23 protein-coding genes are annotated in these 22,029 nt (G+C 64.4%); 8 read left to right on the forward strand and 15 right to left on the reverse strand.

What is annotated here, in order from left to right; all coding sequences use genetic code 11:
* Window positions 1-358 precede the first annotated feature (358 nt).
* The 6 genes from PspCFBP13509_RS15160 (at window position 359) to PspCFBP13509_RS15185 (ending at window position 6,492) form a co-directional block, all read left to right on the forward strand.
* A complete protein-coding gene (locus tag PspCFBP13509_RS15160) occupies window positions 359-1,369 on the forward strand; it encodes a ScbA/BarX family gamma-butyrolactone biosynthesis protein (protein WP_027606696.1) in 1,011 nt (336 codons plus the stop codon).
* Window positions 1,366-2,043, forward strand: a complete 678-nt coding sequence (locus tag PspCFBP13509_RS15165; RefSeq protein ID WP_065946932.1) for an HAD family hydrolase — start codon at window positions 1,366-1,368, stop codon at window positions 2,041-2,043. The genes PspCFBP13509_RS15160 and PspCFBP13509_RS15165 overlap by 4 nt, the downstream gene beginning before the upstream one ends.
* Window positions 2,043-3,260: a cytochrome P450 gene (locus PspCFBP13509_RS15170; protein ID WP_137212270.1), complete on the forward strand. Its 1,218-nt coding sequence runs from the start codon at window positions 2,043-2,045 to the stop codon at window positions 3,258-3,260. Before PspCFBP13509_RS15165 ends, PspCFBP13509_RS15170 begins: the two co-directional genes overlap by 1 nt.
* 14 nt (window positions 3,261-3,274) lie before the next feature.
* The gene (locus tag PspCFBP13509_RS15175; RefSeq protein WP_065946933.1) at window positions 3,275-4,822 is read left to right on the forward strand and encodes an MFS transporter; all 1,548 of its coding nucleotides are present in this window, start codon (window positions 3,275-3,277) and stop codon (window positions 4,820-4,822) included.
* A 228-nt stretch (window positions 4,823-5,050) separates the two neighbouring features.
* Complete coding sequence (locus PspCFBP13509_RS15180) at window positions 5,051-5,560, forward strand: sigma-70 family RNA polymerase sigma factor (RefSeq protein ID WP_065927404.1); 510 nt, start codon at window positions 5,051-5,053, stop codon at window positions 5,558-5,560.
* A complete protein-coding gene (locus tag PspCFBP13509_RS15185; protein WP_065927405.1) occupies window positions 5,557-6,492 on the forward strand; it encodes a FecR family protein in 936 nt (311 codons plus the stop codon). The genes PspCFBP13509_RS15180 and PspCFBP13509_RS15185 overlap by 4 nt, the downstream gene beginning before the upstream one ends.
* Window positions 6,493-6,524: 32 nt before the next feature.
* Here the strand turns inward: PspCFBP13509_RS15185 and PspCFBP13509_RS15190 are convergent, their stop codons facing one another.
* The 12 genes from PspCFBP13509_RS15190 to PspCFBP13509_RS15245 form a co-directional block, all read right to left on the reverse strand.
* Window positions 6,525-7,349: a DUF4198 domain-containing protein gene (locus PspCFBP13509_RS15190; RefSeq protein ID WP_065927406.1), complete on the reverse strand. Its 825-nt coding sequence runs from the start codon at window positions 7,347-7,349 to the stop codon at window positions 6,525-6,527.
* Window positions 7,350-7,357: 8 nt separating this feature from the next.
* Window positions 7,358-7,681, reverse strand: a complete 324-nt coding sequence (locus tag PspCFBP13509_RS15195; protein ID WP_242001070.1) for a hypothetical protein — start codon at window positions 7,679-7,681, stop codon at window positions 7,358-7,360.
* A 30-nt stretch (window positions 7,682-7,711) separates the two neighbouring features.
* Window positions 7,712-8,686, reverse strand: coding sequence for a metal ABC transporter solute-binding protein, Zn/Mn family (locus tag PspCFBP13509_RS15200; protein ID WP_242001071.1), 975 nt, complete (start codon window positions 8,684-8,686; stop codon window positions 7,712-7,714).
* Window positions 8,683-9,588, reverse strand: a complete 906-nt coding sequence (locus PspCFBP13509_RS15205; RefSeq protein ID WP_065927408.1) for a metal ABC transporter permease — start codon at window positions 9,586-9,588, stop codon at window positions 8,683-8,685. The genes PspCFBP13509_RS15200 and PspCFBP13509_RS15205 overlap by 4 nt, the downstream gene beginning before the upstream one ends.
* Window positions 9,585-10,292: a metal ABC transporter ATP-binding protein gene (locus PspCFBP13509_RS15210; RefSeq protein ID WP_065927409.1), complete on the reverse strand. Its 708-nt coding sequence runs from the start codon at window positions 10,290-10,292 to the stop codon at window positions 9,585-9,587. Before PspCFBP13509_RS15210 ends, PspCFBP13509_RS15205 begins: the two co-directional genes overlap by 4 nt.
* Window positions 10,289-11,221: a metal ABC transporter solute-binding protein, Zn/Mn family gene (locus PspCFBP13509_RS15215; protein ID WP_065927410.1), complete on the reverse strand. Its 933-nt coding sequence runs from the start codon at window positions 11,219-11,221 to the stop codon at window positions 10,289-10,291. Before PspCFBP13509_RS15215 ends, PspCFBP13509_RS15210 begins: the two co-directional genes overlap by 4 nt.
* Window positions 11,218-11,919: a DUF6162 family protein gene (locus PspCFBP13509_RS15220; RefSeq protein ID WP_065927411.1), complete on the reverse strand. Its 702-nt coding sequence runs from the start codon at window positions 11,917-11,919 to the stop codon at window positions 11,218-11,220. The genes PspCFBP13509_RS15215 and PspCFBP13509_RS15220 overlap by 4 nt, the downstream gene beginning before the upstream one ends.
* Window positions 11,919-12,407 carry a DUF6644 family protein gene (locus PspCFBP13509_RS15225; RefSeq protein WP_065927412.1) on the reverse strand — a complete coding sequence of 163 codons (489 nt, stop codon included), beginning with the start codon at window positions 12,405-12,407 and terminating at the stop codon, window positions 11,919-11,921. The genes PspCFBP13509_RS15220 and PspCFBP13509_RS15225 overlap by 1 nt, the downstream gene beginning before the upstream one ends.
* A gap of 32 nt (window positions 12,408-12,439) precedes the next feature.
* Window positions 12,440-12,925: a DUF6644 family protein gene (locus tag PspCFBP13509_RS15230; RefSeq protein ID WP_065927413.1), complete on the reverse strand. Its 486-nt coding sequence runs from the start codon at window positions 12,923-12,925 to the stop codon at window positions 12,440-12,442.
* Window positions 12,926-12,946: 21 nt separating this feature from the next.
* A complete protein-coding gene (locus tag PspCFBP13509_RS15235) occupies window positions 12,947-14,437 on the reverse strand; it encodes an alpha/beta hydrolase domain-containing protein (RefSeq protein ID WP_137212271.1) in 1,491 nt (496 codons plus the stop codon).
* Window positions 14,438-14,470: 33 nt separating this feature from the next.
* Window positions 14,471-15,253 carry a hypothetical protein gene (locus PspCFBP13509_RS15240; protein WP_137212272.1) on the reverse strand — a complete coding sequence of 261 codons (783 nt, stop codon included), beginning with the start codon at window positions 15,251-15,253 and terminating at the stop codon, window positions 14,471-14,473.
* 64 nt (window positions 15,254-15,317) lie between these two features.
* The gene (locus PspCFBP13509_RS15245) at window positions 15,318-15,710 is read right to left on the reverse strand and encodes a DUF6152 family protein (RefSeq protein WP_065927423.1); all 393 of its coding nucleotides are present in this window, start codon (window positions 15,708-15,710) and stop codon (window positions 15,318-15,320) included.
* A 238-nt stretch (window positions 15,711-15,948) separates the two neighbouring features.
* On the opposite strand from PspCFBP13509_RS15245, the gene PspCFBP13509_RS15250 reads away from it, so the two are divergent.
* Window positions 15,949-17,286 (forward strand): hypothetical protein, encoded by a 1,338-nt coding sequence (locus PspCFBP13509_RS15250; protein WP_137212273.1) that lies wholly within the window; start codon window positions 15,949-15,951, stop codon window positions 17,284-17,286.
* Window positions 17,287-17,350: 64 nt separating this feature from the next.
* On the opposite strand, the gene PspCFBP13509_RS15255 is transcribed toward PspCFBP13509_RS15250, so the two are convergent.
* From PspCFBP13509_RS15255 to PspCFBP13509_RS15265, 3 genes are all read right to left on the reverse strand, one after another.
* Window positions 17,351-17,914: a cytochrome b gene (locus PspCFBP13509_RS15255; protein ID WP_027606691.1), complete on the reverse strand. Its 564-nt coding sequence runs from the start codon at window positions 17,912-17,914 to the stop codon at window positions 17,351-17,353.
* A gap of 82 nt (window positions 17,915-17,996) precedes the next feature.
* Window positions 17,997-19,451, reverse strand: coding sequence for an aldehyde dehydrogenase family protein (locus PspCFBP13509_RS15260; RefSeq protein WP_065946934.1), 1,455 nt, complete (start codon window positions 19,449-19,451; stop codon window positions 17,997-17,999).
* A 27-nt stretch (window positions 19,452-19,478) separates the two neighbouring features.
* On the reverse strand, window positions 19,479-20,855 hold the full coding sequence (locus PspCFBP13509_RS15265) for an aspartate aminotransferase family protein (RefSeq protein WP_065946935.1): 1,377 nt from the start codon (window positions 20,853-20,855) through the stop codon (window positions 19,479-19,481).
* A 192-nt stretch (window positions 20,856-21,047) separates the two neighbouring features.
* Between PspCFBP13509_RS15265 and PspCFBP13509_RS15270 the strand changes: the two genes are divergently transcribed.
* Window positions 21,048-22,016 carry a helix-turn-helix domain-containing protein gene (locus PspCFBP13509_RS15270; protein ID WP_065927427.1) on the forward strand — a complete coding sequence of 323 codons (969 nt, stop codon included), beginning with the start codon at window positions 21,048-21,050 and terminating at the stop codon, window positions 22,014-22,016.
* The last annotated feature ends 13 nt before the right edge of the window (window positions 22,017-22,029 follow it).

Raw genomic sequence — 22,029 nt, forward strand, 5'->3', positions numbered from 1 at the left:
AACTTCGCGTGTGGATTTTCACTACTAAGTTAGAACGATTAGTTGGGTGTCTAGATGATTTAGTTGCGCTTATAAGCTTCGATCAAATGGGTCTAAGTGCGCAGTGAAAATATAAGGGACTATCTGCACAAGGGTACTGACAGCCAGAACGGGTTGTCCGCGCAAAGCATACAACGTTCACCGCGATGAACGTGTACGGCGGTCTGCACGCTTACGGAGAAGCTCATCAGGAGACAGATACCCATGTCTGAAGTGCAAGTTCTACAGGTTCATGTCCAACGACCTAGCCGTTCGGTCAGTTGTGGAGAAAAAACGTTTCAGCTTAGCCTTCTCGCGGTAATCAAAGGAGGAGATTGCTATGTCTGAAGCCCTGGCTATTCGTTGCGAAAACACCGTGCCGCGCAGCATGGTGCACCGTGCCGCCGTCAGCGAAGTGTTCCTGACCGGCGCGGAACTGGTAAAGGAAGGACACTTTCGCTGCAGCGCCCAACTACCGCGTACCCACAGTTACTTCAGTGAACATACCCACCGCGCCGCACACTACGACATGCTGTTATTGCTGGAAGTATTCCGCCAGGCGTCAATTTATATCTCCCATGCGTTCCTCGACGTCAGCGCCCAGGACAAGTTTATCTACCTGGACAGTGTGACCCGCGTGACCGACCGGAGTTTATTGGTGGTGGGGGATCGTCCGGCATCCGCCGAGATCGATGTCTACGTGGTGGATGAATACCTGCGCCACGGCGAGCGCAGTGGCGTGACCCTGAACATGTCCCTGAGCATCAATGGCGAAGTGGCTGCACGCCACGAACGCATGAGCATTCGCTGGATGAGCGGCGCGGCCTGGAACAAGATGCGTGCCCGTGGCCTGGCGGCGATTCCCGCCAACGCCGACCCATTGGCACAGTTGCCGCCACCCTTGAGTCCATCCGCCGTAGGGCGTCACTGGCTGAACAATGTGGTGCTCGGCCGTGAACTGGAGCAGGGCGCCGCGACGCTGGTGGCGCCGCTGATCGTCGATCTGAACAATCCGGCGATCTTCGACCACCCCCTCGACCATATCCCCGGCATGCTGTTGCTCGAAGGCTTCCGCCAAGTGGCGCTGGTGGCGGCGGACCGGCAGTTGCAGGTGGGCCCCGAGCAGTTGCTGTTATCCCGCTGCCATGTGGTGTTCACCCGCTTCGGTGAGTTTGGTTTGCCAACCCAGGTCCGTGCGGACCTGACCTCCCTGGCCCGCGACGAACACGGTCGCATCACCCTGGCGCTGGAGGTCGAGCAGGGCGGCGCGGTGATTGCCACCGCTGAGCTGGAGTTGCTGCCGCTGGTCGCCAGCCAACCCTTGGCCCTGGTGGCGGGAGGTGTGCGATGAGCGACCTGCAATTTATCTGGTTCGATTTCGGTGGCGTGCTGTCGCCGCCGATTCCGGCGCTGTTCGAGCAATACCAGGTCAAGACCGGCCTGGCTCCACACGTGCTGCAACAGGCCATGGGCGATGTGGCCGATGAGTTGGGCGTGCCCATGCTCGCGCCGGTGGAGAGTGCCTTGCTCACCGAGCGCGAGTGGGGCGAGCGCCTGGCGCAGGCCCTGCGTCGCCGTGACCCGCAGGTCGATTTATCCCGCGCTCACCTGCACACCTTCGGCGCGCAATGGTTCGCCGGGGTGCCGGCCAATGCGCCGCTGGTGGCCGCCGTGCGCGCACTCAAGCGTGCCGGTTTTCGCGTCGGCATCCTCACCAACAACGTGGTGGAGTGGGAGCGGCATTGGCGGGCGATGGTGGGCCTGGATGAGGTGGTGGACCTGATCGTCGATTCCAGCCAGGAGCGCAGCCGCAAGCCGGAGCCGGCGTTCTTCCAGGTGGCGACCGCGCGCTCGGGCGTCGCGCCGCAGCACAGCCTGTTGATCGACGACGTCGCGGAAAACATCGACGCCGCCGCCGCGCTTGGCTGGCAAGTGCTGCACTTCATCGACAACCACCAGGCGCTCGCCCAGCTGCAGCGCCTCACCGCTGTCAGCCTGTTGCAACCTGCCGTGGAGCCTGCCTGATGAATATCGCCGTGATCGCCAGACCCGAGGTCACCGTGGCACGCATCCCGCAGTTGGATGCACCGCCGGCCTATCAACCCGCCAGCCCCGCCAATGGCCTGCCGAGGATTCTGCTGCCCAGCGGCCACCTGGCCTTTCACCTGACCCGTTACGAACACGTGCAGGCGTTGCTGCTGGATAACCGCGCGATACGCGCGCCGTGCAACGAAGAAGACGGCGCGAGCTTTTTGCCGACCATCACGCCGCCTGAACTGCTGCTCAACAATGACATCCCCGACCATGGTCGCCTGCGCAAGGTGGTGGCCCGGGACTTCAGCCCCAGTGGCGTGGCGTTGCTGCGCGACAAGGTGGAACACGCCACCCATGAACGCCTCGATGTATTGCAGCGCCAGGCGCCCGGTGCCGATCTGTTTGCCCAGGTGCTTGACCACATCCCCGCCACCGTGGATTGCCAGTTGCTCGGCATCCCCTTGAGTGACCGTGAGTATTACCGGCCCCTCAGCCATACCGTGCAGGTGGCGTCGGACGCCGATGTGCCGGAACTGCTGAACCAGTTCTGGGGCGTGTACAACTACCTGACGGACCTGGTCACCGGTACGCGGCCCACCGATCCCGATGGGCTGATCCAGCGCTTCGTCGCGACCCGTGCCGACAGCGAGCCGCCGCTCAACGACAAGGAGCTGGTGGGCATCCTCCTGGGGGTATTGATCGGCGGCGACCAGAACATCCTCACGGTGCTGACCAAATCGGTGTACACCCTGTTGGCGGCCCCTGAGCTGTGGCAACAATTGGTCGACGATCCGGCGCTGATCCCGGAGGCGGTCGAAGAACTGCTGCGCCTGATTCCCCTGGGCACCATCTCGACCTTCCCGCGCCTGGCCAGCGTCGACCTGGAAGGGCCGTGGGGGCTGATTCCCGCGGGCAGCATCATTTACGCCGATGCGTTTGCCGCCAACCGTGATCCGGCGGCGTTCCCCGAGCCCCTGGCGATCCGCCTGGACCGCAAGGGTGCGCGGCATTTGCAGTTCGGCTACGGCATGCACAACTGCATGGGTGCCGCCCTGGCGCGCCTGGAAATCACCACGGTGTTGCAGATCCTCGTGCAGCGCTTCCCGAACCTGCGCCTGGCGGTGCCGGCGGACCAGGTGCCCTGGGTCGACGGCATCATCCTGCGCCGTCCTGCCCGCTTGCCGGTGCACGGCTTCACTTCAACCTGACCTTGGAAGGACCCATGAAAACGACCTTTGCCGATACGGCTCTACTGACCATCATCCTGCTGGCGATCTTCGTCGTGCCCAGTTCCATCTCGGGTACGGCGCTCGCGTTGCCGGCCATCGGCGCCGACATCCAGGCGCCGTTGACCAGCCTGCAATGGGTGGTCAATGCGTTCAACCTGGCGTTTGCCTGCTTCACCCTGGCGTGGGGCGCGCTGGCGGATCGGCTCGGGCGCAAACGCTGTTTTGTCGCCGGCGCTTCGCTGTACGTGGTGGCCTCGGTGCTGTCCGCCGTGGCCGAGAGTGCCTGGCTGCTGGATGCGGCGCGGGGGCTGGCGGGCATCGGGGCGGCGGCGATCTTTTCCTGCGGCATCGCGATTTTGTCCACCCACTTCAGCGGCCCGGCGCGGCTGCGCGCGTTTGCCCTGTTCGGCACCGTTGCCGGGCTGGGCGTGAGCCTGGGCCCGACCTTGTCCGGTCTGCTGCTGGACAGCGTCGGCTGGCGCGCGATTTTCTGGGCCCATGGGGTGACCCTGGTGATCGTGCTGCTGGGCAGCCCGTTGATTACCCGCGATGGCGTGCTGGCTGAACACACCGCGCGCTTCGATGTGCCGGGTGCGACGCTGTTTGTGCTGGCATTGTTGGCGCTGATGGTGGCGATTGTGCAGGGCTCGCAATGGGGCTGGAGCAGCCGCGGTGTACTCGGCCTGGTGGCGGTCGCCGTGGTGCTGTTGGCGGTGTTTACCTGGCAGGAGCGTCGCCACCTGCAGCCAATGCTCGACCTGTCGCTGCTGGCGCGCGGGCCCTTTGTCGGCCTGGCGCTGGTCACCGTGGCGGCGTCGTTCGGCTTTGTGACCTTGCTCACGTACCTGCCGAGCTACCTGTTCGGCGTGCTGCAATTGAGCGCGACCCATGCGGGCCTGGCGATGTTGCTGCTGACGGTGCCGATGCTGTTTTGCCCGATCCTGGCGGGCAAGTGGGCGGCACGCGGGGTGTCGGCGATCGGCATTCTCAAGGCCAGCCTAATTGCGTTGTTGGTCGGTGTGGTGGCGTTGGCGCTGGTCAGCCAGGTCGGTGTGGCGCTGTGGCAACTGGCAGTGCCGCTGTTGCTGGTGGGCATCGGCATGGGCCTGTCGGCCGGGCTGGTGGATGGCCTGGCGCTCAAGACCGTGCCGGAGCAAAAGGCCGGGATGGCCGCGGGCCTGCTCAACACCTTCCGCCTGGGCAGTGAAGCGATTGCGGTGGCCTTGTATGGCTCGCTGCTGGCGACCTTGCTCGACAGCCAGTTGCGCGGCACGTTGAGCCGCCTGGCGCCCGACCCGGCGACCCTGCAACGCTGGATCGACGACGTCGCCGCCGGCAATCTCACCGGGTCCCTGCAAACCCTGGGCGCGGAGCAGGCGGGGGCGGTGCACAGCCTGTTTATCGGCGGCTATGACAGTGCCTTCCATGGCGTGCTCTGGGCGCTGGCGGTGATCCTGCTGGTGCTGACCGTAGTGGTCACCTGGCTGGTGCGCCCCTTGCGCGAACAGGAACGCAGCGAGGCGCAACTGGCCGCCCACTGAGCCAGGCGCCGCACCGCCTGCGATGCCCGCAGGCGGTGCTTTGGCGTGCCGGTAAAGGCGCCGAAGGTTATGCAAAAAATGCAGTTCGATGGCTTTTTTTATTCTTTTATCTGGTGATGCCCCCTGGGGCAAACTGGACTCACCTGCCCGGACGCAGGTCTACCTCAAACCGACAGGCCCACCACCACTTGTCCGCTGGCGTGTGCAGTCCATGAAGATTATGGACCTATGGACCCGAATGCTTTGCTCAAGACCCGCCTTATCGGCCAGATTTTCCAGCAGCACTACAGCTGGTTGTGTGCGCGTTTGTCGTACCGCACCGGTTGCAGCCACAGCGCCGAGGACATCGCCGCCGAGACCTTCCTCAAGGTGTGGATGCTGCCCGACCCCACGGCCATTCGCGAACCGCGCGCGCTGCTGACGACCATCGCCCAGCGCCTGATGTACGAGAGCTGGCGCCGACGCGACCTGGAAAAAGCCTACTTGCAGATCCTGGCCGACGTGCCCGAACACGTGCACCCATCACCCCAGGAACAACTGATTCTGATCGAGAGCCTGTTGGCCATCGACCGGCTGCTGGACGGCCTGTCGGGGCAAGCCAAGGCGGTGTTCGTGCACAGCCAGTTGGACGGCATGACCTACACGCAGATCAGTGAACGCCTGGGCCTGTCCCTGGGGCGCATCCACCAATTGATGACCCAGGCCCTGCGCGCCTGTTACCTGGGGTTGAGCGAGTGAGCAAACAGCCTTTGAACGACCCGGTGGCCGAGGAAGCCATCGGCTGGCTGGTGCAGATCCAGTCCGGCGACTTCAGCCCCGCCCAGCAGCAGGCGCTGGATGAATGGCGGGGCACCTCGGCCCATCATCGCCAGGTATATGCGCAACTGCTCGCCGGTCTCGATCAGCTCAAGGCCTCACCCTGGCGCGGGCGCTCCAGCGCGCAGTTGCTGCGCAGCCTGGAGCAACCCAACAGCCGTCGCGCATTTCTGCGTACCAGTCTGTGTGCGCTGGGACTGGCGGCCGGCGCGGGGTGGGGCTGGCGTTTTGAAGACGCGGGGCAGACCTACGCCACCGGCACCGCCGAGCGTCGCACCTGGCAACTGGCCGATGGCAGCACCCTCAAGCTCAATGCCCGCAGCGAGGTGGTCTCGACGTTGGCCGGGGACGCGCACAGCCTTGAACTGCGCACCGGCGAAATGCTGGTGAACCTGCTGCGTCCGCTGCAGGTCAAGACCCGCGCCGCCCATATCAGTGCCACCACGGGCCGCCTGATGCTGAGTGAACAGGACGGCGCGATGCGCCTGGTCACCCTGGATGCCGATGCGGTGCTGCACTTCGACGGCGGTGCGCAGCAACGGGTGGCCATGCACCAGAGCACGCTGTTCGACCACCAGCGCATCCTCACCCAAGTGCCCATGGCCGCCACCGAAACCGCCTGGCTCGACGGCTGGCTGGTGGTGCGCAACCAGACACTGGCCAGCGTGGTGGAAGCGATCCGGCCCTACCGCAAGGGCATCGTGCGCCTGGATGCCGCGGTGGCGCAGCTGCGCGTGAGTGGCCGGTTCCCGCTGGATGATGCGCGCCAGACCCTGGAGGCCTTGGAGCAAAGCTTGCCGATCAGGGTGACGCAGTGGGGTGGGGTGCTGGTGTTGATCGGGGCGCGGGCCTAGGGGCCGGTCAGGCGCATGGATGGCTGCCGGGGTTATTTCATGTCCCTTGCCTGCACCCACAACACGGCGTCCTGGGACAAAGGTTTGCCCTTATAGGTTTTCGTTGCCCCTATGTTCAGTGCCGCAATGCCCCACCAGCCGGCACGGGGCAGGCCGAGGGTGACGACCCCCTGGCCATCCGCATACGTACTCAGGGATTTGAACGAGGCTTGGGGGGCCGTGACATGGTCCTGCTGGCCGAAGGCGTTGTTTTTGATGTCGACGGAGTGGTTGAGGTATTCGATTTCAACCTCGGCGAACGGCACCGGCTTGCCGTCGGCCAGCACCACGGCACGGAACACGCCGCCGGTCCAGTTGGCATAGGGCTTGTTCAGCGGTTGGATCTCAACCGGTAGCCCCTGGGGTTCCGACCAGCTGCCGGGGACGCCGCCGACGTTCACGATCAGTTTGGTGAACTGCTGGATGTACACGCCTTCGGCGGTTTCCAGGTAGGGTTCGGGTTCGAGTACGAACACATGGTCACCCAGGGAACGCACCAGCTCCCGTGGGATCGATGCACGGTAGGCGGTGGCCTGGTTGTCGCGACTCTGCCACTGCACCGGTCGCAGGTATTTGCGCAGGTCGATTTTTTCTGCGCCGTGGGCGCTGGTGTGGTTGAAGGCGAGGGGTTCGCCCATGACCATGGTCGGTCCGGCGGAGAACGGGTGGGTGAACACGATGGCGAATTCCAGGTTGTCCGCGCGGGGCAGCGCCGTGTCCTCCACGTAGAGCATCTGGAAATGCGCCTGCGCGGCGCAGGTCATGCAACCGAAGGCCGTGGCGGCAAAGGCTTGGAGCAGTCGTCGTTTGATGGTCATGGTCGATTTCACTGTGTAATGTCGGAGGATTGGATCGTGGCGCCATGGTTCTCGCCACCGAGGAACTCCACGGAGTAGGCTCCGGCCGGGGCCTGGAATGTGAAGCTGTTGTCCTGGTCCACGGTGCCTTCGAGCAACACCCTGTTGCGGGTGTCCTGGACATGGATTTTGCGACCCACGGCGGAGCTGCCATCGGTGTAACCCGCCTCACACTTCACCCAGTCGTCGTGCTCGATATAGCAGTCGAACACGGGGCCATGGGCTGCGGCGGCCTGGCAGAACAGCAGTGCGCCGGCCAGCAGGATCGGGTGGAGCACATCTCGCGTTTTCATAAGGTTTTCAGTCTCCATGGTCAACGTTGATCACTGGGGCGTCGCGGCTTGAACGGTCGCGAAGGCCGCCAGCAAGGCATCCAGGTTCGTACCCAGCAGCGCCTGGTAGCCGTTGGCCGTGTTGGCGAGCAGGCCGGGGTTGCCGATGTCCAGGATCAGCAGGTGGGCGCCGCCGTCCTCGATGGCCTGGGCAATCCTGGCGTCGGGCGCCCACTTGTGCACCACCACGCGGATCTCGCGCTCGCGCAGGTAGAGGGTCAGGGCGGCAAGGTCGGCGTCAGTCCAGTCGATGTCCTGGCGCACGAACCAACCGTCCACATACACGCCGAACTCGCCGAACAGGTAGACCGGCTCGCTGGCCAGCGACAGCACGCGCAGGTCCGGCACCTGCAGCAGCCGGGCACCGTAGTCGGCCTTCAGTTGGCGCAAGCGGCCGTCGAGTGCGGCGAGGTTGCGCTCGATCCGCGGCGCATCGGCGGGTGACAGGCGCGCCAGGTCGGCCGCGATCAGCGCCGACATGCGCATGGCATTGACCGGGCCGAGCCAGGCGTAGGGTGACGGGCCGCCATCGCCGTTGCGGTTGCCGGCCCAGGGCACATCGTTCGAGGGCGTGCGGGTCACGGCGACGCCCGGTTTGAGGCTGTCCCATGAGCGCGACGCATCGATCTCGACGAGGCGCAGGTTGTGGCGTCGAGCCGTTGCATACAGCGGGTCAGCGCGCCACAGGCTGCTCAGGGTGACCACCGCCACGGCGTTCTGGAACACGGCCGGCTCCAGGCGTGACAGCGCGTTGGCCTGGCTTTCCATGGGCACGGCGGCGTCCAGTGGCACACGTACCACTTCGATCCGGGTGCCTTCGCCGAGTGTCGAAGTCAGCGCATACAGCGCCGGCAGGGCGACCAGTACCTGTTGCTGGCCGACCTGCGCAAAGGCCGACGGCAGGCCGCCCAGCAGCACCGCCAGCAATGCCAGCCAGGGCCGCATGGATCGATTGAACCCGGTCATACGCTGGCCCCCCTGAACTGCGGCGCGGTACTGCGGATAAGGATGGTGAACGCAAACACCAAGGCTGCGACGATCACGATGGCGCCGCCCGTGGGCACGGGAATATGGAACTGCATCGGCGCCAGAATGCCGACCACACAGGAAAAGCTCGCAATCACCACGGCCCACGTGACCAGGCCCGGCAGTGAGTGGCTGATGTTGCGGGCCGCCGCTGCCGGTATCAGCAACAGGGCCTCCACCAGCACGGCGCCGATGATCTTCAGGCAGGCGACCGTGACCAGGGTGACCAGCACCACGAACAGGTACTCGACGCTGCGCACCTTCACGCCACGGGCATGGGCCAGGCTCGGATTGAGGCTGGAGAGCAGCATGCCGTTGTAGAGGGGCAGCCCGATCAGCGCACACATCACCGTCACGCCCAGCAGCACGTTCATGTCGGTATGGTCCACCGCCAGGATCGAGCCGAACAGCACACCTTCCATGACGTGTGTGTTGATTTTTGCCGACACGAACAGCAGCAACGAAGCACCCACCGCCAGCGAGATGGACAGGAACACGCCGATCAGCGTGTCATTGGCCAGGGTGGTGCGATGCTGCGTGTACTTGAGAGTCAGGGCAAACAGCAGGCAGAAGCCGAACATCGAAAAGTACGGCGAGGTGTAGGATTCGCCGACCAGCACGCCAATCGCCACGCCGGTCATCGCCGCATTGCCCACGGATTGGCTGAAGAACGCCATCCGCTTGATCATCACCATCGACCCCAGCACACCCAGCAACGGTCCGATCAGCACTGAGCACATCAGCGCGTTGATCACGAACTCGTACTCGAACGGTTGCGGCAGCAGGTGACTCGCGGCGAGCGCCTGCAGGTGGTCGCGGATAAAGTCGTACAAGGCATTCATCGAATGGCCTCCAGGCGGTTGTCGATCTGATCGGCGGGGCCGTGAAACAGCACCCGTTGGTTGATAACGGTCACGGACTGCGCGATTCGCTTGACCTGTTCCAGGTCGTGGTTGATCCACAGGATCGTCACTCCACGGCCGTTCAGTTCGGCCACCAGCGCCTCCACCAGGCGCACACCGGCTTCGTCGATCCCGGCGGTCGGTTCATCGAGGATCAGCAGCCACGGCGCCGGGCTGATTGCCTGGGCCAGCAGCACGCGCTGGCGCTGGCCGCCGGACAGGCTGCCAAACGGCTTTTTACCCATCCCCGCCATGCCGGTCCGCGCCAGGGCCTGGGCGTTGGCCGCCCTGGCGGCGCGGCCTGCGCCGAGAAAGGCCGGCCGGCGTTGACCGAGCATGGCCATGAGGTCGTTGACCGTCATCGGCACGTTGCGGTCGAAGTCCGGCAATTGCGGGACATAGCCCATGGGCGTGGTGACCTCACCCTCGAAGCGGATCGCCCCCGTATGCGGCATCTGCCCCAGCAGCGCACGCACCAGTGAGGTCTTGCCGCCGCCGTTGGGGCCTACCAGGCAGTGCAAGGCGCCGGCTTCAATGCGCATCGTTACCTGGTCGAGCACCTGCGTACCTCCCAGTCGCAGGGAGACGTTGTCGAACACAATGGCGGGGCCGCGCATCCCGTAGTCCTCCTTCAGCGCATTCATTGCTGGGTGTACTCAACGGCTTGCGCCAGGGTTTCGAGGTTGTCGCGCATCGCCACCTCGAATTCGTCAGCGCTGTAGGTATCCCCGGTGATATGGGACAGGGCGAACACCTTCACGCCGGTCGCGGCTTCGATGGGCTTGGCCAGGTCGAGGGAAAAGTTCTTCTCGGCGAACAGCACCTTGACGTTGGCCTTCTTGATCGCCTCGATGGTGTTGGCCAATTGGCGTGCCGTCGGCGCGACGCCGTGGCGCGGCTCGATCACCGCGCTCACGAACAGGCCGAACTCCTGCATCATGTAGTCGTAGCCGGCATGGGTTGTCGCGCAGCGGAACGACGACAGGTCCAGCGCGGCGAAGCGCGTCATGAAGCCGGCGCGCAGCTCGCGGATACGGCCCGCATACGCCAGGGCATTTTTTCGATACACCGCGGCGTTGTCCGGGTCCAGCTCTCCGAGCCGGCGAGCGATCTCGAACACCTGCTGTATCGCCGCCGTGGTGGAGACGAAGGTGTGCGGGTTGACCACCTTGACGCCTTCCTGGTCGCCACCGATGGGAATCAGCGCCACCGTGGCATTTGCCTGGATAATCGGCAGCGTCTGCGTGCGGCCGGCAGCCTTGATGATCTGGAAGGCCCATTCATCGTGGCCGATGCCGTTGACCACCAGCACATCGATATTCATCGCGCGGGTAATGTCATCGGGCTGCGGCTGGTAGTTGTGCGGGTTGGCCTCTGCCGGGATCAGCGCAATGACTTCGGCCCGATCGCCGACGATATTGGCCACGAAACTGTAGTAGGGATGCAGGGTGATGCCGATCCTGAGTTTCTTCGCCGAGGCGAAGGCCGGGCCGGCGAGTGCGATGGCGGGTATCAGCACCAGCAGCGCGATGCAGCGGCGCCACAGGGCGCGGTGTTTCAGGGCAACAGTCATGGCTGGGTTCCTTTTACGCGTTCGATTTCGCTGGCGCCGTCGTAGGGGATGACTTGGCGCCAGCCTTCGCCGACCAGGGATTCGGGCTTGACGATGGCGGGGTAGGGTGCGTTCGGGTCACGGTGGACCCAGATCGTTGCCTGGTTGGCCCACATCACCCCGGCATGGGCGTGACCGATGACCAGCAGGTAGGCGCTCTGGCCCGGTGCATGGCCGCCGGAGCCGTAGTAGACCGTCGCGCCCTGGCCCTGGGTGGCCTGGGAGACGTCGCTGACGGGCTGGTCCGCCCCATGGGCATCCTCGTCGCCACCCTGATGGGCCAGGTGGGAACCGGGCAGGATCAATTGCCAGTGCACCTCGCCATTGGCCTTCCAGAAGGCGTCACGGTAGAAGGGCGGCAACAGCAGTTTCTGCGCGCGCTCCAGGGTGATCCAGCCGCCGGTATCGTTGTTGGACCAGATGATTTCTTCACCGGCGGGCAACAGCGCGCTGTGAATCGCCTGGTCGACCGCACCCAAGCCATCGAAGGAGCGCACCTGCCAGCTCAGCGGGGTGGGCGGGCCCACTCTTTCCGGGCGCAGCAGCACATAGCCGGCCACACCGGCGACGACGGCCAGGGTCGCCAGCACCAGGGCCAGGGACTCCCAGCCGCCGGAACGCGGGCGCACCTGTGTGATTGCAGTGCTCGGGCGCGCCATCAGAGGAACGCAATCCAGCGGCCCAGGAACACCACCCCGGCCCACAACAGCAATGAGCTGAAGCCGGCGATGCGCGCCTGGCCGGGCGGTGGCAGCGTCGTGTCCCATTCGGCGATTCGACGAAAGGCCCCCAGGTGGAAGACGGCCATGTTGATCCCCGCCAGCATCAACAGGCCCATCTTGAACAGGAACGCGGTGTTCTGCACATAGGTGGTGCCGTTGGCGCAGAACATCAGCAGGCCGGTGATCACACAGACCACGAATGCGGCCCAGGTGTACGGCAGCAAATCCTGGATCAGCTTCAGCGCGCCGCGCCGATGGGCGGCCACGCCCAGCAGGCGCAGGTCGACCACGGCAATGGTGCCGTAGACGATGGCGATGCCGATCACATGCACCGACTCCAGCATCGGGAACGCCGAGCCTGACTCGCGAATGAACGTCGCGACCGGGGTGTCCTGGACGGCTTGCAGCAGGGGTTGAATATCCATGACGAATACCTGAGAACGTGGGTTGAAAACGCTTAGATCGTGTAGGCGATCCAGCGACCGCAGATGATCACGACGCACCACAGGCCGATCGATAGCCACGCAAAGGCCTTGACCGGGCGCGACGCGTCGCCGCCGGCCTGGCCGGCAGGACGCAGCAGGGGGCGGCGCAGCAGCCAGGTCACACTGAACGCCGTCACCACCAGCACCATCTTCAGCCAGAACGTCGAGTTGACGAGGACCCGGTCAGGCTCGGCGATGATCATCACCAACCCGGTACACAGCAGCACGATCAGCGCGTTGCGCATCCACGGGTAGTAACGGCGTACGACGCCGCGCAAGGGCTCGTCGCCGGCGAATACCCCCGCCAGTCGCAGATCGGAAATCAGCGCGCAGCCGAAGAGCACGGTGATGGCGATGATATGAATGCTCTGCACCGTGGGGATGACCCACAGGATGTCGCGGATGGCAGTGCTCAACGGCGACGCATAGATCCAGGCAATGATGAGTGAAGAGGACATCGGCTTTTCTTCCGCAGTGGCTTAGAAATCTTGGGGGGTGGCGATCGGATGCAGGCCCGCCGCATCTTCCGGCAGCAAGTACCCTTCCTTGATCGAAACGGCTTTGGCGTCTTCGAACTTCTGGGCGTAGCGGCCGAAATTTCCATAGCGCCGGCCCAGCACGTCCTTCGAGTAGGGCACCTTGGTGTCGTAGATCAGCCCGCAGCCGGTTTCCTGATCGGTGAGGTAGCTGGCGCTGGGGACCTGGACCCACGGCGGGCGCACGCCGCCCTGCAGGTTGCCGGTGGCGGGCGCGCGGGCGGCGGCCTTGCCATCGCGCACCACCCGGGGGGCGGTGGGCATGGGCTTGCCTTTGCGTACCCATTGGTCCATGCCATCCAGCAGCGCCGCGACCACCAGCTCGACCGGTTCGTCATACAGCGTCCGGCAGCGCGGGTCGTCGCCCTTGCCGACGTCGGCAGCGAGGTGTTCGGTGTGCTCGGTGCCGAGGTCGGCCAGGCGCAGGTGGGGCATGCCGGTCACTTCGTAGTAGCGAAGCTGCGGGGTGTCGGTGTCCGGGGGAAGGGGGATGCCTTCGATCACGTCGTGCATCAGTTCGGACTGGCTGTAGACCGTCACGAAGGGCACGCCTTCGGGCATCTGCCGTGGCACTCGGATCACGTCGCCGCCCACTTCGCCGTAGGCCATGCGGCCGGTCATATAGGCGTCGATCAGCGGGGTGTCGTCGGGCATGCGCCATTGCTGGTGGCGGCCCTGGTCGAGATAGTCCATCCAGACTTGCGCGGTGACGGCCCAGCTATTCACATACACGCGCTGCACATCGAGGCCTGCCAGCGGGCTCTGGGCGCCGTTGGTTTTTAGCAGCAACGCCAGTTGTGCGCCGATGCCCTGGGACTGGGGCGCAAACGGATCGGGCGCTGCGCCGCGGGTGAAGTGTGCCGGGTCGTAATAAGTGCCCAGGGGCGCATAGCGGGCAAAGTCGAAGCGGCGCATGAACTCGAAGTTGACGATCCTTCCGTACTGGGCGATCTGCTCGGCTTCGGCTGCCGGGGTATCGGCGATGAACTTGGGATCCACCGCCGGCGCGTTCACATTCAGCGTGTAGCCGACGTACGCGTAGCCGCGCCGCAGCAGATAGTCGCGGGTCAGGATCCAGCCCGCGCCACGCTCGCCGAACCAACTGAACGGTTCGATGACCACCGTGCCATTGAAGCGCGCCGGGTCGGCCGGTTTGCGTACCAGGATACGCGTGGTGTAAGGCGCTTCCAGCAGGGTTTGGCCGGCGGCGTTGATGGCCGGGGCAACGCCTTGCAGGTAGTACTCCTCTTCGACGTAGCCGTACCGGTCGAGGTCGCTGTATTCGGTGCCCGGGCGTTTTGCCGAGGACAGCGGCGGTTTGCCGGAGGGCGGCACGGCGATGGCCGTGGGCATGCGCGGCACTTCGGCGAAGGTGTTCGAGGCGATCAGCAGCGACAGCACGACGCTGATACTGATGGGGATCAGGCGTTCCATGGGTAAAGCTCCAGCAGGGGTGGATGGGTGGCGTCACTCAAGGCTCAGAGATGCCTTGCCCTCGCTGTCGATCACGATCTGGTTGTTCTCGCACACGTATTCTTGAATGGCGTAGTTGGAGCGCTTGTACTCAAACGTAAAGCGATACGGGGTATTGAGTACCTGCGGGTCTTCGATCAGGACCTGGTTTTCCAGGTGATCCGGCCCGCGCAGCCGGATGCGTTCGGTGATCTTCATCGCCGGCCCGTGGGGCACGTCGTAGAAACGCACGTCCGTTCGCACGCGCTGGGTTTCGACTACGAGCGTGTCGCCTTCCCAGTGGCCGCGGGAATGGCCCTGGTACAACGGGTCGAGCTTTTCGCTTGGCGGCATGGCCTGGTCCAGGAGAATCCGCCGCACTTGCTGGAGATACTCGCCGAGGATGATCACTTGCTTGTCATCGCGAATGATCTGGATCGGGAAGAGCGCCGCCATCATCGTCGGCATGCCCTCGGGCAGGCACCTGGAACTGGTGGTGGCAATTGGCGTGCCGGCTGCGTTGGCCACGGCTTCTTTCTTCTTGAGCTCGACGTACTCGGCGGCGTAGGGCGCCTTGAGGTCCATCGGCCCGCCGGGGTGAACCGGGTCATCGGGGTTCTCGCCGAACCAGTCATCCGGGGTTCTTTCCCAGGTGCCACTGATGTCCGGCCGGGTAGCGGCGCTGTGCTTGTCGGCCTGGGTTTTCGCTGCCGTGGCGGCGTTGCTCAGCCCGGCGAATGTCACGAGGACCACACTCAGGACGAGCATGGCGGCGTTGGCGGTGCGTGCTGGTTTCATTGAAATATCTCCGCGTTGCTGGTTTGCCCAGTTCTGTTGTTATCGCACTCGGGGAGGGATGCGTTCAGCCGCCGCCCGTGAGCACCACGTCGCCGATCTTGATCTCCACCAGCAGCCCGCCCGGCTCACCGTTTTTCAACGGCTTGTAGGACACCTCGGCGTTCTCGCCGGCCTTGATCGACTCCGCCGTCCAGCCCGTGCGCTGCAGCGCGTTGACGCTGCCGGTCTCGATCTTGAAGCGCTGGGCCGGCGGGCCGGGAACGTCGACGTAGATCGTGATGTGCGGGTTGGTCCAGGCGAAGCGCTCGACCACACCCTTGATCGTGAGCGTCTGGGTCTGGTCGAACAGCGCGAATGAATGGTGGGCGCTGGCAACAGGCGGCAAGGCGCTGCAGGTGATGAGGGTCAGAAGACAAAGCCCCTGACGGAGCAGCGGGAAGGGGGACAAAAGGGTCATGACGGTGCCTCGGGTTTTTATGGTTCTTATGGGCCCAGCATAGGGCGCGTGCGTTCCGAGGCCGTAGCCCAAAACGGCAACCATTGAAGGCACTCGGACGGTTTTGTGCGGTGGAGACCGTGTGCAACGACGAGTGGGCGCCCCGGCCCGCGCACATGCTGATTTGGGTTACCGCATGCCCGGCCCTGGCCGGAACACTCCTGCCTCGCCTCACAACTATAAAAACAGGAGAGACGTCATGCGCATTCCCCCCTACGCGCCATTACTGTCGCTGGTTGCACTCTGTGCCGCCGGCTCCCAGGCACAGGCCTATACGGTCTACAGCGAAGATGACGGTGCAACCGTTTTGAACGCTGACCTGGGCGCCGGCTTCGGCTGGTTCGGCAGCACCCGCAACTACATCGGCGACCCGCAGAAACGGCCCGGCAGCATGCGCTGGCAGGAGGGCTACGCCAAATATGGCCTCAACGGCACCACCGACAAGATCACCGCCGGTTCCGTATACGGCGGCTTCGCCCTGCTCAGCAGCGGTACATGGGGGGACGGGGACCCGGGGGCGATCACGGCGGGCAATGAGCGCAGAACTGCGGTGGAAGATGCTTTCCTGGGCTGGAGGTCCGGCGACCTGCTGCCGGCCCTGGGCCCGGACGGCGTGGATTTCTCGTTTGGGCGCCAACTGGTCACGGTGGACGGTTTCCTGATCACCGACGATGGCTTCAACCCCGGCAAGGCATTCAGCCCCATCGAGGGCGTGCGCGATGGTCGGTTCGACCGTGGAGGCGCCTTTTACCTTGGGCAGCGCCTGGCGTTCGGCAACACGGCGGTGCTGAAACTGGGCGGCAAGGAGGGGCTGCACGGCAGCCTGATATGGCTGAAATCCGAGAACCCCGGCCAGTCCAAGACCGAGCTGGCGGTAGGCACTGTCGATTACACCACACCCATTGGCTCGATCGGTTCGACCTATATTCACGGCCTGGATGTGGATGAGAAATACGCCTTCGCGGATCGGCTCGAACGCAAGGGCATGAACGTCTACAGCATTCGCGGGCAGGGCAACGCCGGGATTGAAAACGCCGACTTTGCATTCGAGGTGGCTCGCCAGGAAAAACGTTCCGGTTCGCAGCGGGCAATGTTCTTCGACGCCGGCTACACCTTTGCCGATGTGCAATGGCAACCGACCGTCAGTTATCGCTACTCGCGCTATTCCGAAGGCTGGGATTTCCTGTTCCAGGGCGGCTTTCGCAAACGCTACCAGGGTGAAATCGCAGCCAACTACGCCGGCTCGGTGACGTCGAACATGCAGATCAACGATGTGCTGCTCTCTGTCCGGCCCACCGAGAAATTGACCCTGAACGCGATGGCTTTCGACTACCACCAGCTGTCCCGTCGCAATGAGCGGGATTTCGCGGCGCGGGAGGTTGACCTGTTCCTGGATTGGATGGTCACGGATAACGTCACGTTGTCACCGTTGATCGGCCTCTATAAGCCTGAGAAATGGTTCGGTAACGGTGGCGGGCAGAGCGGCAGCGCGTCGACCAACGCGTACCTGCAGTTCATTATGTGGGTGACGTTCTGAGTCGTCATTGACGGTTGTTGCAGGTCCCGCAGGCGTTGACGTGTCGCGTCAACGCCTGATTCATTCAGAGCATCCGGCGCAGCACGTCGTTGCGCGGATCGCGGTCGTAGAAGCGGTGCTTGAGGGCGCCTGCGACATGCAGCACGATCAGCACCAGCAGCGTGTAGGCGAGGACTTTGTGCAGCCACTGGAACACCGCGAACCAATCGTCATTCTTCGGCAACAGCTCCGGCAGGTTGACCCCGAAAAAGAACACCCCGTCGCTCATCGTAAAGGTGCTCGACATGGAGTAACCCATCAGCGGCACGATCACCAGCAGGACATACATGACGCGCTGCGTCAGGCGTGACAGGAAGCGTTCATACCCGGCCAGGGTTTCCAGCGGCTGCGGCAGCCTGGGGGTACGAAAGCGCACGGCGAGCTGAGTCAGCACCACCAGGAACGTCAACACCCCGAAGGACTTGTGCCACGGGTAATAGAGCTCGAATTTGCTCGCCACCTCATCATTCATGCCGGTCATATGCCAGCCTGCCCAGAGCAGGCCCAGCACCAGTACGGCCCGCAGCCAGTGCAACAGGCGCAGGGACGTCGGGTAGCGATCGATTGTCGGTTGATCCATTGGGTTCATATCAAGCTCTCCAGGGAGCGATGCACGGTGGAATGGCCACCCTCGACGTTGGAGGGTGGCTCGGTCAGGACAGCGCGTGTGCTCAGGCCGGCAGCAGCACGGTGATGACTTTCTCCTCGGTGTAGGCCAGCGCGCCGCTGAACCCGCCTTCACGCCCGATACCGCTGGTCTTGACGCCGCCCCAAGGCAGGTTGGCGTCCAGCGGGCTCCAGCAGTTGATACCGACGGCGCCGGCCTTTACCGCCGCCGCCACACGGTGCGCCCTGGCCAGGTCGCCGGTCCAGACCGTGGCCGCCAGGCCGTAGGTGCTGTCGTTGGCGAGGGCGATCGCTTCGTCTTCGCTGTCGAACGTGATCAGCGTGCCGACCGGCCCGAAAATCTCGTCCCGGGCGATGTCCATGTCGTTGCGGGCGTTGGCGAAGATCGTCGGGCGCACGAACCAGCCTTGCTCGGGCGTCGAGACGCCGCCGGCCAGCAGGGTTGCCCCCTGGTCGATGCCCCGCTGGATGTAGCGGTTGACGCGATCGAACTGGGCTTTCTTGGCCACCGGGCCCATCTGTACCCCGGGCTCGCGCGGGTCGCCGACGTTCACTGCGTGTGCGGCCTCGGCCAGCGCGGCGCCGAAACGCTCGGCGAGGCTGCGCTGCACCAGGATCCGCGAGCCGGCGGCACACACCTGGCCCTGGTTGGCGAACAGGCCGAGTGCACAGCCGCGCAGGGCATCGTCGAAGGACGCATCGTCGAACACAATCTGCGGGCTCTTGCCGCCCAGTTCCAGGGCCACGCGCTTGAACAGCACGCCGGCCGTGCGCTGGATTTCACGCCCGGCCTCGGGGCTGCCGGTGAAGCTGATCTTGGCCACATCCGGGTGCTCGCACAGGGCGCGACCGACTTCGTTGCCGTAGCCGGTGACCACGTTGATCACACCGTCCGGGAAGCCGGCTTCCTGCGCCAGCAGCGCCAGGTGCAGGGCCGACTGCGGGGTTTCCTCCGAAGGCTTGACCACCACGGTACAGCCCGCCGCCAGCAACGCGGCGAGCTTCCACACGGTGATCATCAGCGGCGAGTTCCAGGGCACGATGGCACCGACTACGCCGACGGGCTCGCGCACCGTGTACGACAGGGTTTTGGTGCCGAAGTAACCGCCGGTGGGAATGGTGCGACCTTCGAGCTGGTTGGCCCAGCCGGCGGCGGCGCGCAGGTTGGCGATCGCGTTGGGCAGGTCCATCCGGCGCGGTTCGACGGGCGAGCGGCCGATGGCATTGGCGTCCAGATCGGCCAGCAGTTCGCTGTCGCGCTCGACCAAGTCGGCCAGTTTCGCCAACAGTCGGCCACGCTGGGCGCCGCCGAGTTGGCTCCAGTCGCCCCTTTCCAGTTGGTGGCGTGCCGCCGCCACGGCACGTTCCACGTCTTCGCGGGTGCCACGGGCGGAGCTGCCATACACCTGCTCGGTCACGGGGTTGACCAGGTCGAAACGGCGACGGTCAAAGGCTTCGCAGGGCGTACCTTCGATGAAATGATTCAAGTGCTCAGTCATGTTGCGGTCCTCGAGTAGTGGGCAGGCTCACGCCTTGAGGGACGCCAGGGCGTCGCCGAAGATGTCCAGGGCCTTGAAGAACAGTTCGCGGGAGATCGTCAGCGAGGGCATCACGCGCATCACGTTGCTGTAGCGGCCGCAGGGGATCATCAGCACGCCATGGTTGAGCAGGTAGCCCATCAACTGGCCGATCTTTTCGCCCGCCAGGGGCGCCTTGGTGAGCGGATCCTCGACCAGTTCGATACCGATCATCAGGCCGCGCCCGCGCACTTCGCCGACCAGCGGGCTGTTGAAGCCGCGAATATGCGCCTGGGCTTCCAGCCCCAACGTGTGGGCGCGGTTGAGCAGGTCGAGTTGTGGATCCTGCAGGATGCTGATGTTGGTCAACGCCACGGCCGCCGACAACGAGTTGGCGGCAAAGGTGTTGGGCATCGAGCCGTCGGGAATCTTGGCCGCCAGGTCCGAACGCATGATCAGCCCGGCCATGGGCAGGTCGCTGCCGATGCCCTTGCCGAAGGTGAGCATGTCGGGCTTCACGCCGGAATGTTCGACCGCCCACATCTTGCCGGTGCGTCCTGCGCCGGATTGCACTTCATCGACAATCAGCAATGTGCCGCTGCGGTCGCAGGCCTGGCGCAGCAATTGCAGGAATTCCGGCGAGGGTGGCACGTAGCCGCCTTCGCCCTGGACCGGCTCCACGATCACGGCTGCCACGTCATCGGCGGCGGTGTAGGGGGTGTTCAACAGGTAGTCGATGTACTCGCCGGCGATCTGCTCGGCGCTTTTGTGGGTGGTGTCGAAGGGGAAACGGTAGGCGTACGGGTAGGGCGCGTGGATCACGCCCCCCATCTGGGCACCGAAGCCCTTGCGGTAGGCGGTGCCGGTGGTCAGCGCGCCCGAGGCATGCCACACGCCGTGGTAGCCGCCATGGAAGGCGATGATCTGGTGGCGTCCGGTAATGCGCCGGGCAAACTTGATCGCGGCCTCCAGCGCATCGCTGCCGCTCTGGGTGAAGAAGGTCACGCAGTCGCCACGCAAGCCATCGGGGGCGATCTCGGAGAGCTTGGCCGCCAATTCGGTGCGCCGCGTGCTGTTGATTTCCAGGGCGTGCATCAGCACTTCGGACTGTTCGCGAATCGCCTGCACCACTTTGGGGTGGCAGCGGCCGACGCTGCTGACGCCCACGCCGGCGGACAGGTCGATGTAGGTGTTGCCGTCGGGGTCTTTGAAGGTTGCACCGAAGGCGCGGTCCATGGCCACCGGCATGCGGCCGCCGCCGCGTGCCATCGACTCGGTGCGCGCCGACAGCGCCAGGGCATCGCGGGTCTTGGGGCCGGGCAGTGTGCCGGAGACAATGTGCGGGGCATCCGCGAAGTGCAGGGCTTGAAAGTTGGCTTCACTCATGACGGTCTCTCTGGAATGTCGATTTAAGTGTGCCGATCATCTCCGCCGCGGGTTCCCGGCCGGTAGCCCGAATCGGCACATGAGACGCGGGCAATCCAGCGCATAAACAATTTGCAGGATGTGACCGATGTGCGAGTATCAAAGGCATCGGCGATCTAAAAACAAGAATGTTGGTAGAGGCACACCCCCCCAATGAAAAACCAGACGATCAGCCATTTCCGCGATATCCACGTCCACGCAGCCACTATCCAACAGTGGAGCCAGGACTACAGCCAGCTCACCGCCGGTTCGGCCGAGAGTTCGCTGATGCAACTGACGACGACCGGTTGCCACCTGTTCCTCGAGCAGATCAACCAGCGTGTGGTGCAGAACGGCGTGGCGCCTCGCGACAAGATGTGCTTTGCGGTGCCGATCAATGTGCCCGGCTCGGTTCGCATGCAGGGCCGCGAGGTGGATGACAGCAGCCTGTTCTTCCTCCACGGTGGCGAGGAGTTCATGTTCCATATGCCGATGGGCATGGAGCTTTTGTCCATTACCTTTGAGCGTGAATTGTTCGAAGAGGCGCTGGAACAGACGGCGTCGGCGAAAGAACTCAATCGGTTGCTGCGCCAACCGGTGATAAAGGTGTCGCCCCAGCGTTTCGCCCAGGCCCGGCGTCGATTGCTGGCATTGTTCTCCGAGGCCCTGGTAAACGATGACCTCGACTACACGCGCGAGCGTGAGTCGGCGCTGGAACAAGCCATGCTCGGCGAGCTGCTGCAACTGATGACCGACCCGGCCTGTGACAAGCAGCAGCGCAGCCCCAGTTCCACGCGCAGCTTTATCGTCGAGAAATGTCATCGCCTGGCCACGACCGAAATGATCAACGTGCCCAGCGTGATCGATTTGTGCCAGCGTCTCCAGGTGAGTCGGCGCACGGTGCAGAACAGCTTCCGCTCGGTCGCCGAGACCACACCGCTGAATTACCTGCGCTCAGTGAGGCTCAACGGCGTACGCCGAACCTTGATGTCTACCCGGGCATCCGAGCTGTCGATTGGGGATGCCGCCGCCCAGTGGGGCTTCTATCACCTGAGCCATTTTGCCGCGGAGTACCAGGAGCTGTTCGCGCAGTTGCCGTCCCACACGACCCGCGCCGCCATTACCGGCAACGTGCGAGCCTGAACCCAAGCCTTTA

This window comes from Pseudomonas sp. CFBP13509, assembly GCF_005233485.1.
GTDB classification, from domain to species: domain Bacteria; phylum Pseudomonadota; class Gammaproteobacteria; order Pseudomonadales; family Pseudomonadaceae; genus Aquipseudomonas; species Aquipseudomonas marginalis.

What these genes read in the sequence shown, in the direction of transcription:
- PspCFBP13509_RS15265 (WP_065946935.1), bottom strand. Translation starts at nt 20,855, where the DNA reads ATGAGTGAAGCCAACTTTCAAGCCCTGCACTTCGCGGATGCCCCGCAC.
- PspCFBP13509_RS15250 (WP_137212273.1), top strand. Translation starts at nt 15,949, where the DNA reads ATGCGCATTCCCCCCTACGCGCCATTACTGTCGCTGGTTGCACTCTGT.
- PspCFBP13509_RS15260 (WP_065946934.1), bottom strand. Translation starts at nt 19,451, where the DNA reads ATGACTGAGCACTTGAATCATTTCATCGAAGGTACGCCCTGCGAAGCC.
- PspCFBP13509_RS15255 (WP_027606691.1), bottom strand. Translation starts at nt 17,914, where the DNA reads ATGAACCCAATGGATCAACCGACAATCGATCGCTACCCGACGTCCCTG.
- PspCFBP13509_RS15240 (WP_137212272.1), bottom strand. Translation starts at nt 15,253, where the DNA reads ATGAAACCAGCACGCACCGCCAACGCCGCCATGCTCGTCCTGAGTGTG.
- PspCFBP13509_RS15230 (WP_065927413.1), bottom strand. Translation starts at nt 12,925, where the DNA reads ATGTCCTCTTCACTCATCATTGCCTGGATCTATGCGTCGCCGTTGAGC.
- PspCFBP13509_RS15170 (WP_137212270.1), top strand. Translation starts at nt 2,043, where the DNA reads ATGAATATCGCCGTGATCGCCAGACCCGAGGTCACCGTGGCACGCATC.
- PspCFBP13509_RS15210 (WP_065927409.1), bottom strand. Translation starts at nt 10,292, where the DNA reads ATGAATGCGCTGAAGGAGGACTACGGGATGCGCGGCCCCGCCATTGTG.
- PspCFBP13509_RS15225 (WP_065927412.1), bottom strand. Translation starts at nt 12,407, where the DNA reads ATGGATATTCAACCCCTGCTGCAAGCCGTCCAGGACACCCCGGTCGCG.
- PspCFBP13509_RS15190 (WP_065927406.1), bottom strand. Translation starts at nt 7,349, where the DNA reads ATGACCATCAAACGACGACTGCTCCAAGCCTTTGCCGCCACGGCCTTC.
- PspCFBP13509_RS15220 (WP_065927411.1), bottom strand. Translation starts at nt 11,919, where the DNA reads ATGGCGCGCCCGAGCACTGCAATCACACAGGTGCGCCCGCGTTCCGGC.
- PspCFBP13509_RS15180 (WP_065927404.1), top strand. Translation starts at nt 5,051, where the DNA reads ATGGACCCGAATGCTTTGCTCAAGACCCGCCTTATCGGCCAGATTTTC.
- PspCFBP13509_RS15205 (WP_065927408.1), bottom strand. Translation starts at nt 9,588, where the DNA reads ATGAATGCCTTGTACGACTTTATCCGCGACCACCTGCAGGCGCTCGCC.
- PspCFBP13509_RS15215 (WP_065927410.1), bottom strand. Translation starts at nt 11,221, where the DNA reads ATGACTGTTGCCCTGAAACACCGCGCCCTGTGGCGCCGCTGCATCGCG.
- PspCFBP13509_RS15175 (WP_065946933.1), top strand. Translation starts at nt 3,275, where the DNA reads ATGAAAACGACCTTTGCCGATACGGCTCTACTGACCATCATCCTGCTG.
- PspCFBP13509_RS15245 (WP_065927423.1), bottom strand. Translation starts at nt 15,710, where the DNA reads ATGACCCTTTTGTCCCCCTTCCCGCTGCTCCGTCAGGGGCTTTGTCTT.
- PspCFBP13509_RS15235 (WP_137212271.1), bottom strand. Translation starts at nt 14,437, where the DNA reads ATGGAACGCCTGATCCCCATCAGTATCAGCGTCGTGCTGTCGCTGCTG.
- PspCFBP13509_RS15165 (WP_065946932.1), top strand. Translation starts at nt 1,366, where the DNA reads ATGAGCGACCTGCAATTTATCTGGTTCGATTTCGGTGGCGTGCTGTCG.
- PspCFBP13509_RS15200 (WP_242001071.1), bottom strand. Translation starts at nt 8,686, where the DNA reads ATGACCGGGTTCAATCGATCCATGCGGCCCTGGCTGGCATTGCTGGCG.
- PspCFBP13509_RS15195 (WP_242001070.1), bottom strand. Translation starts at nt 7,681, where the DNA reads ATGAAAACGCGAGATGTGCTCCACCCGATCCTGCTGGCCGGCGCACTG.
- PspCFBP13509_RS15270 (WP_065927427.1), top strand. Translation starts at nt 21,048, where the DNA reads ATGAAAAACCAGACGATCAGCCATTTCCGCGATATCCACGTCCACGCA.
- PspCFBP13509_RS15160 (WP_027606696.1), top strand. Translation starts at nt 359, where the DNA reads ATGTCTGAAGCCCTGGCTATTCGTTGCGAAAACACCGTGCCGCGCAGC.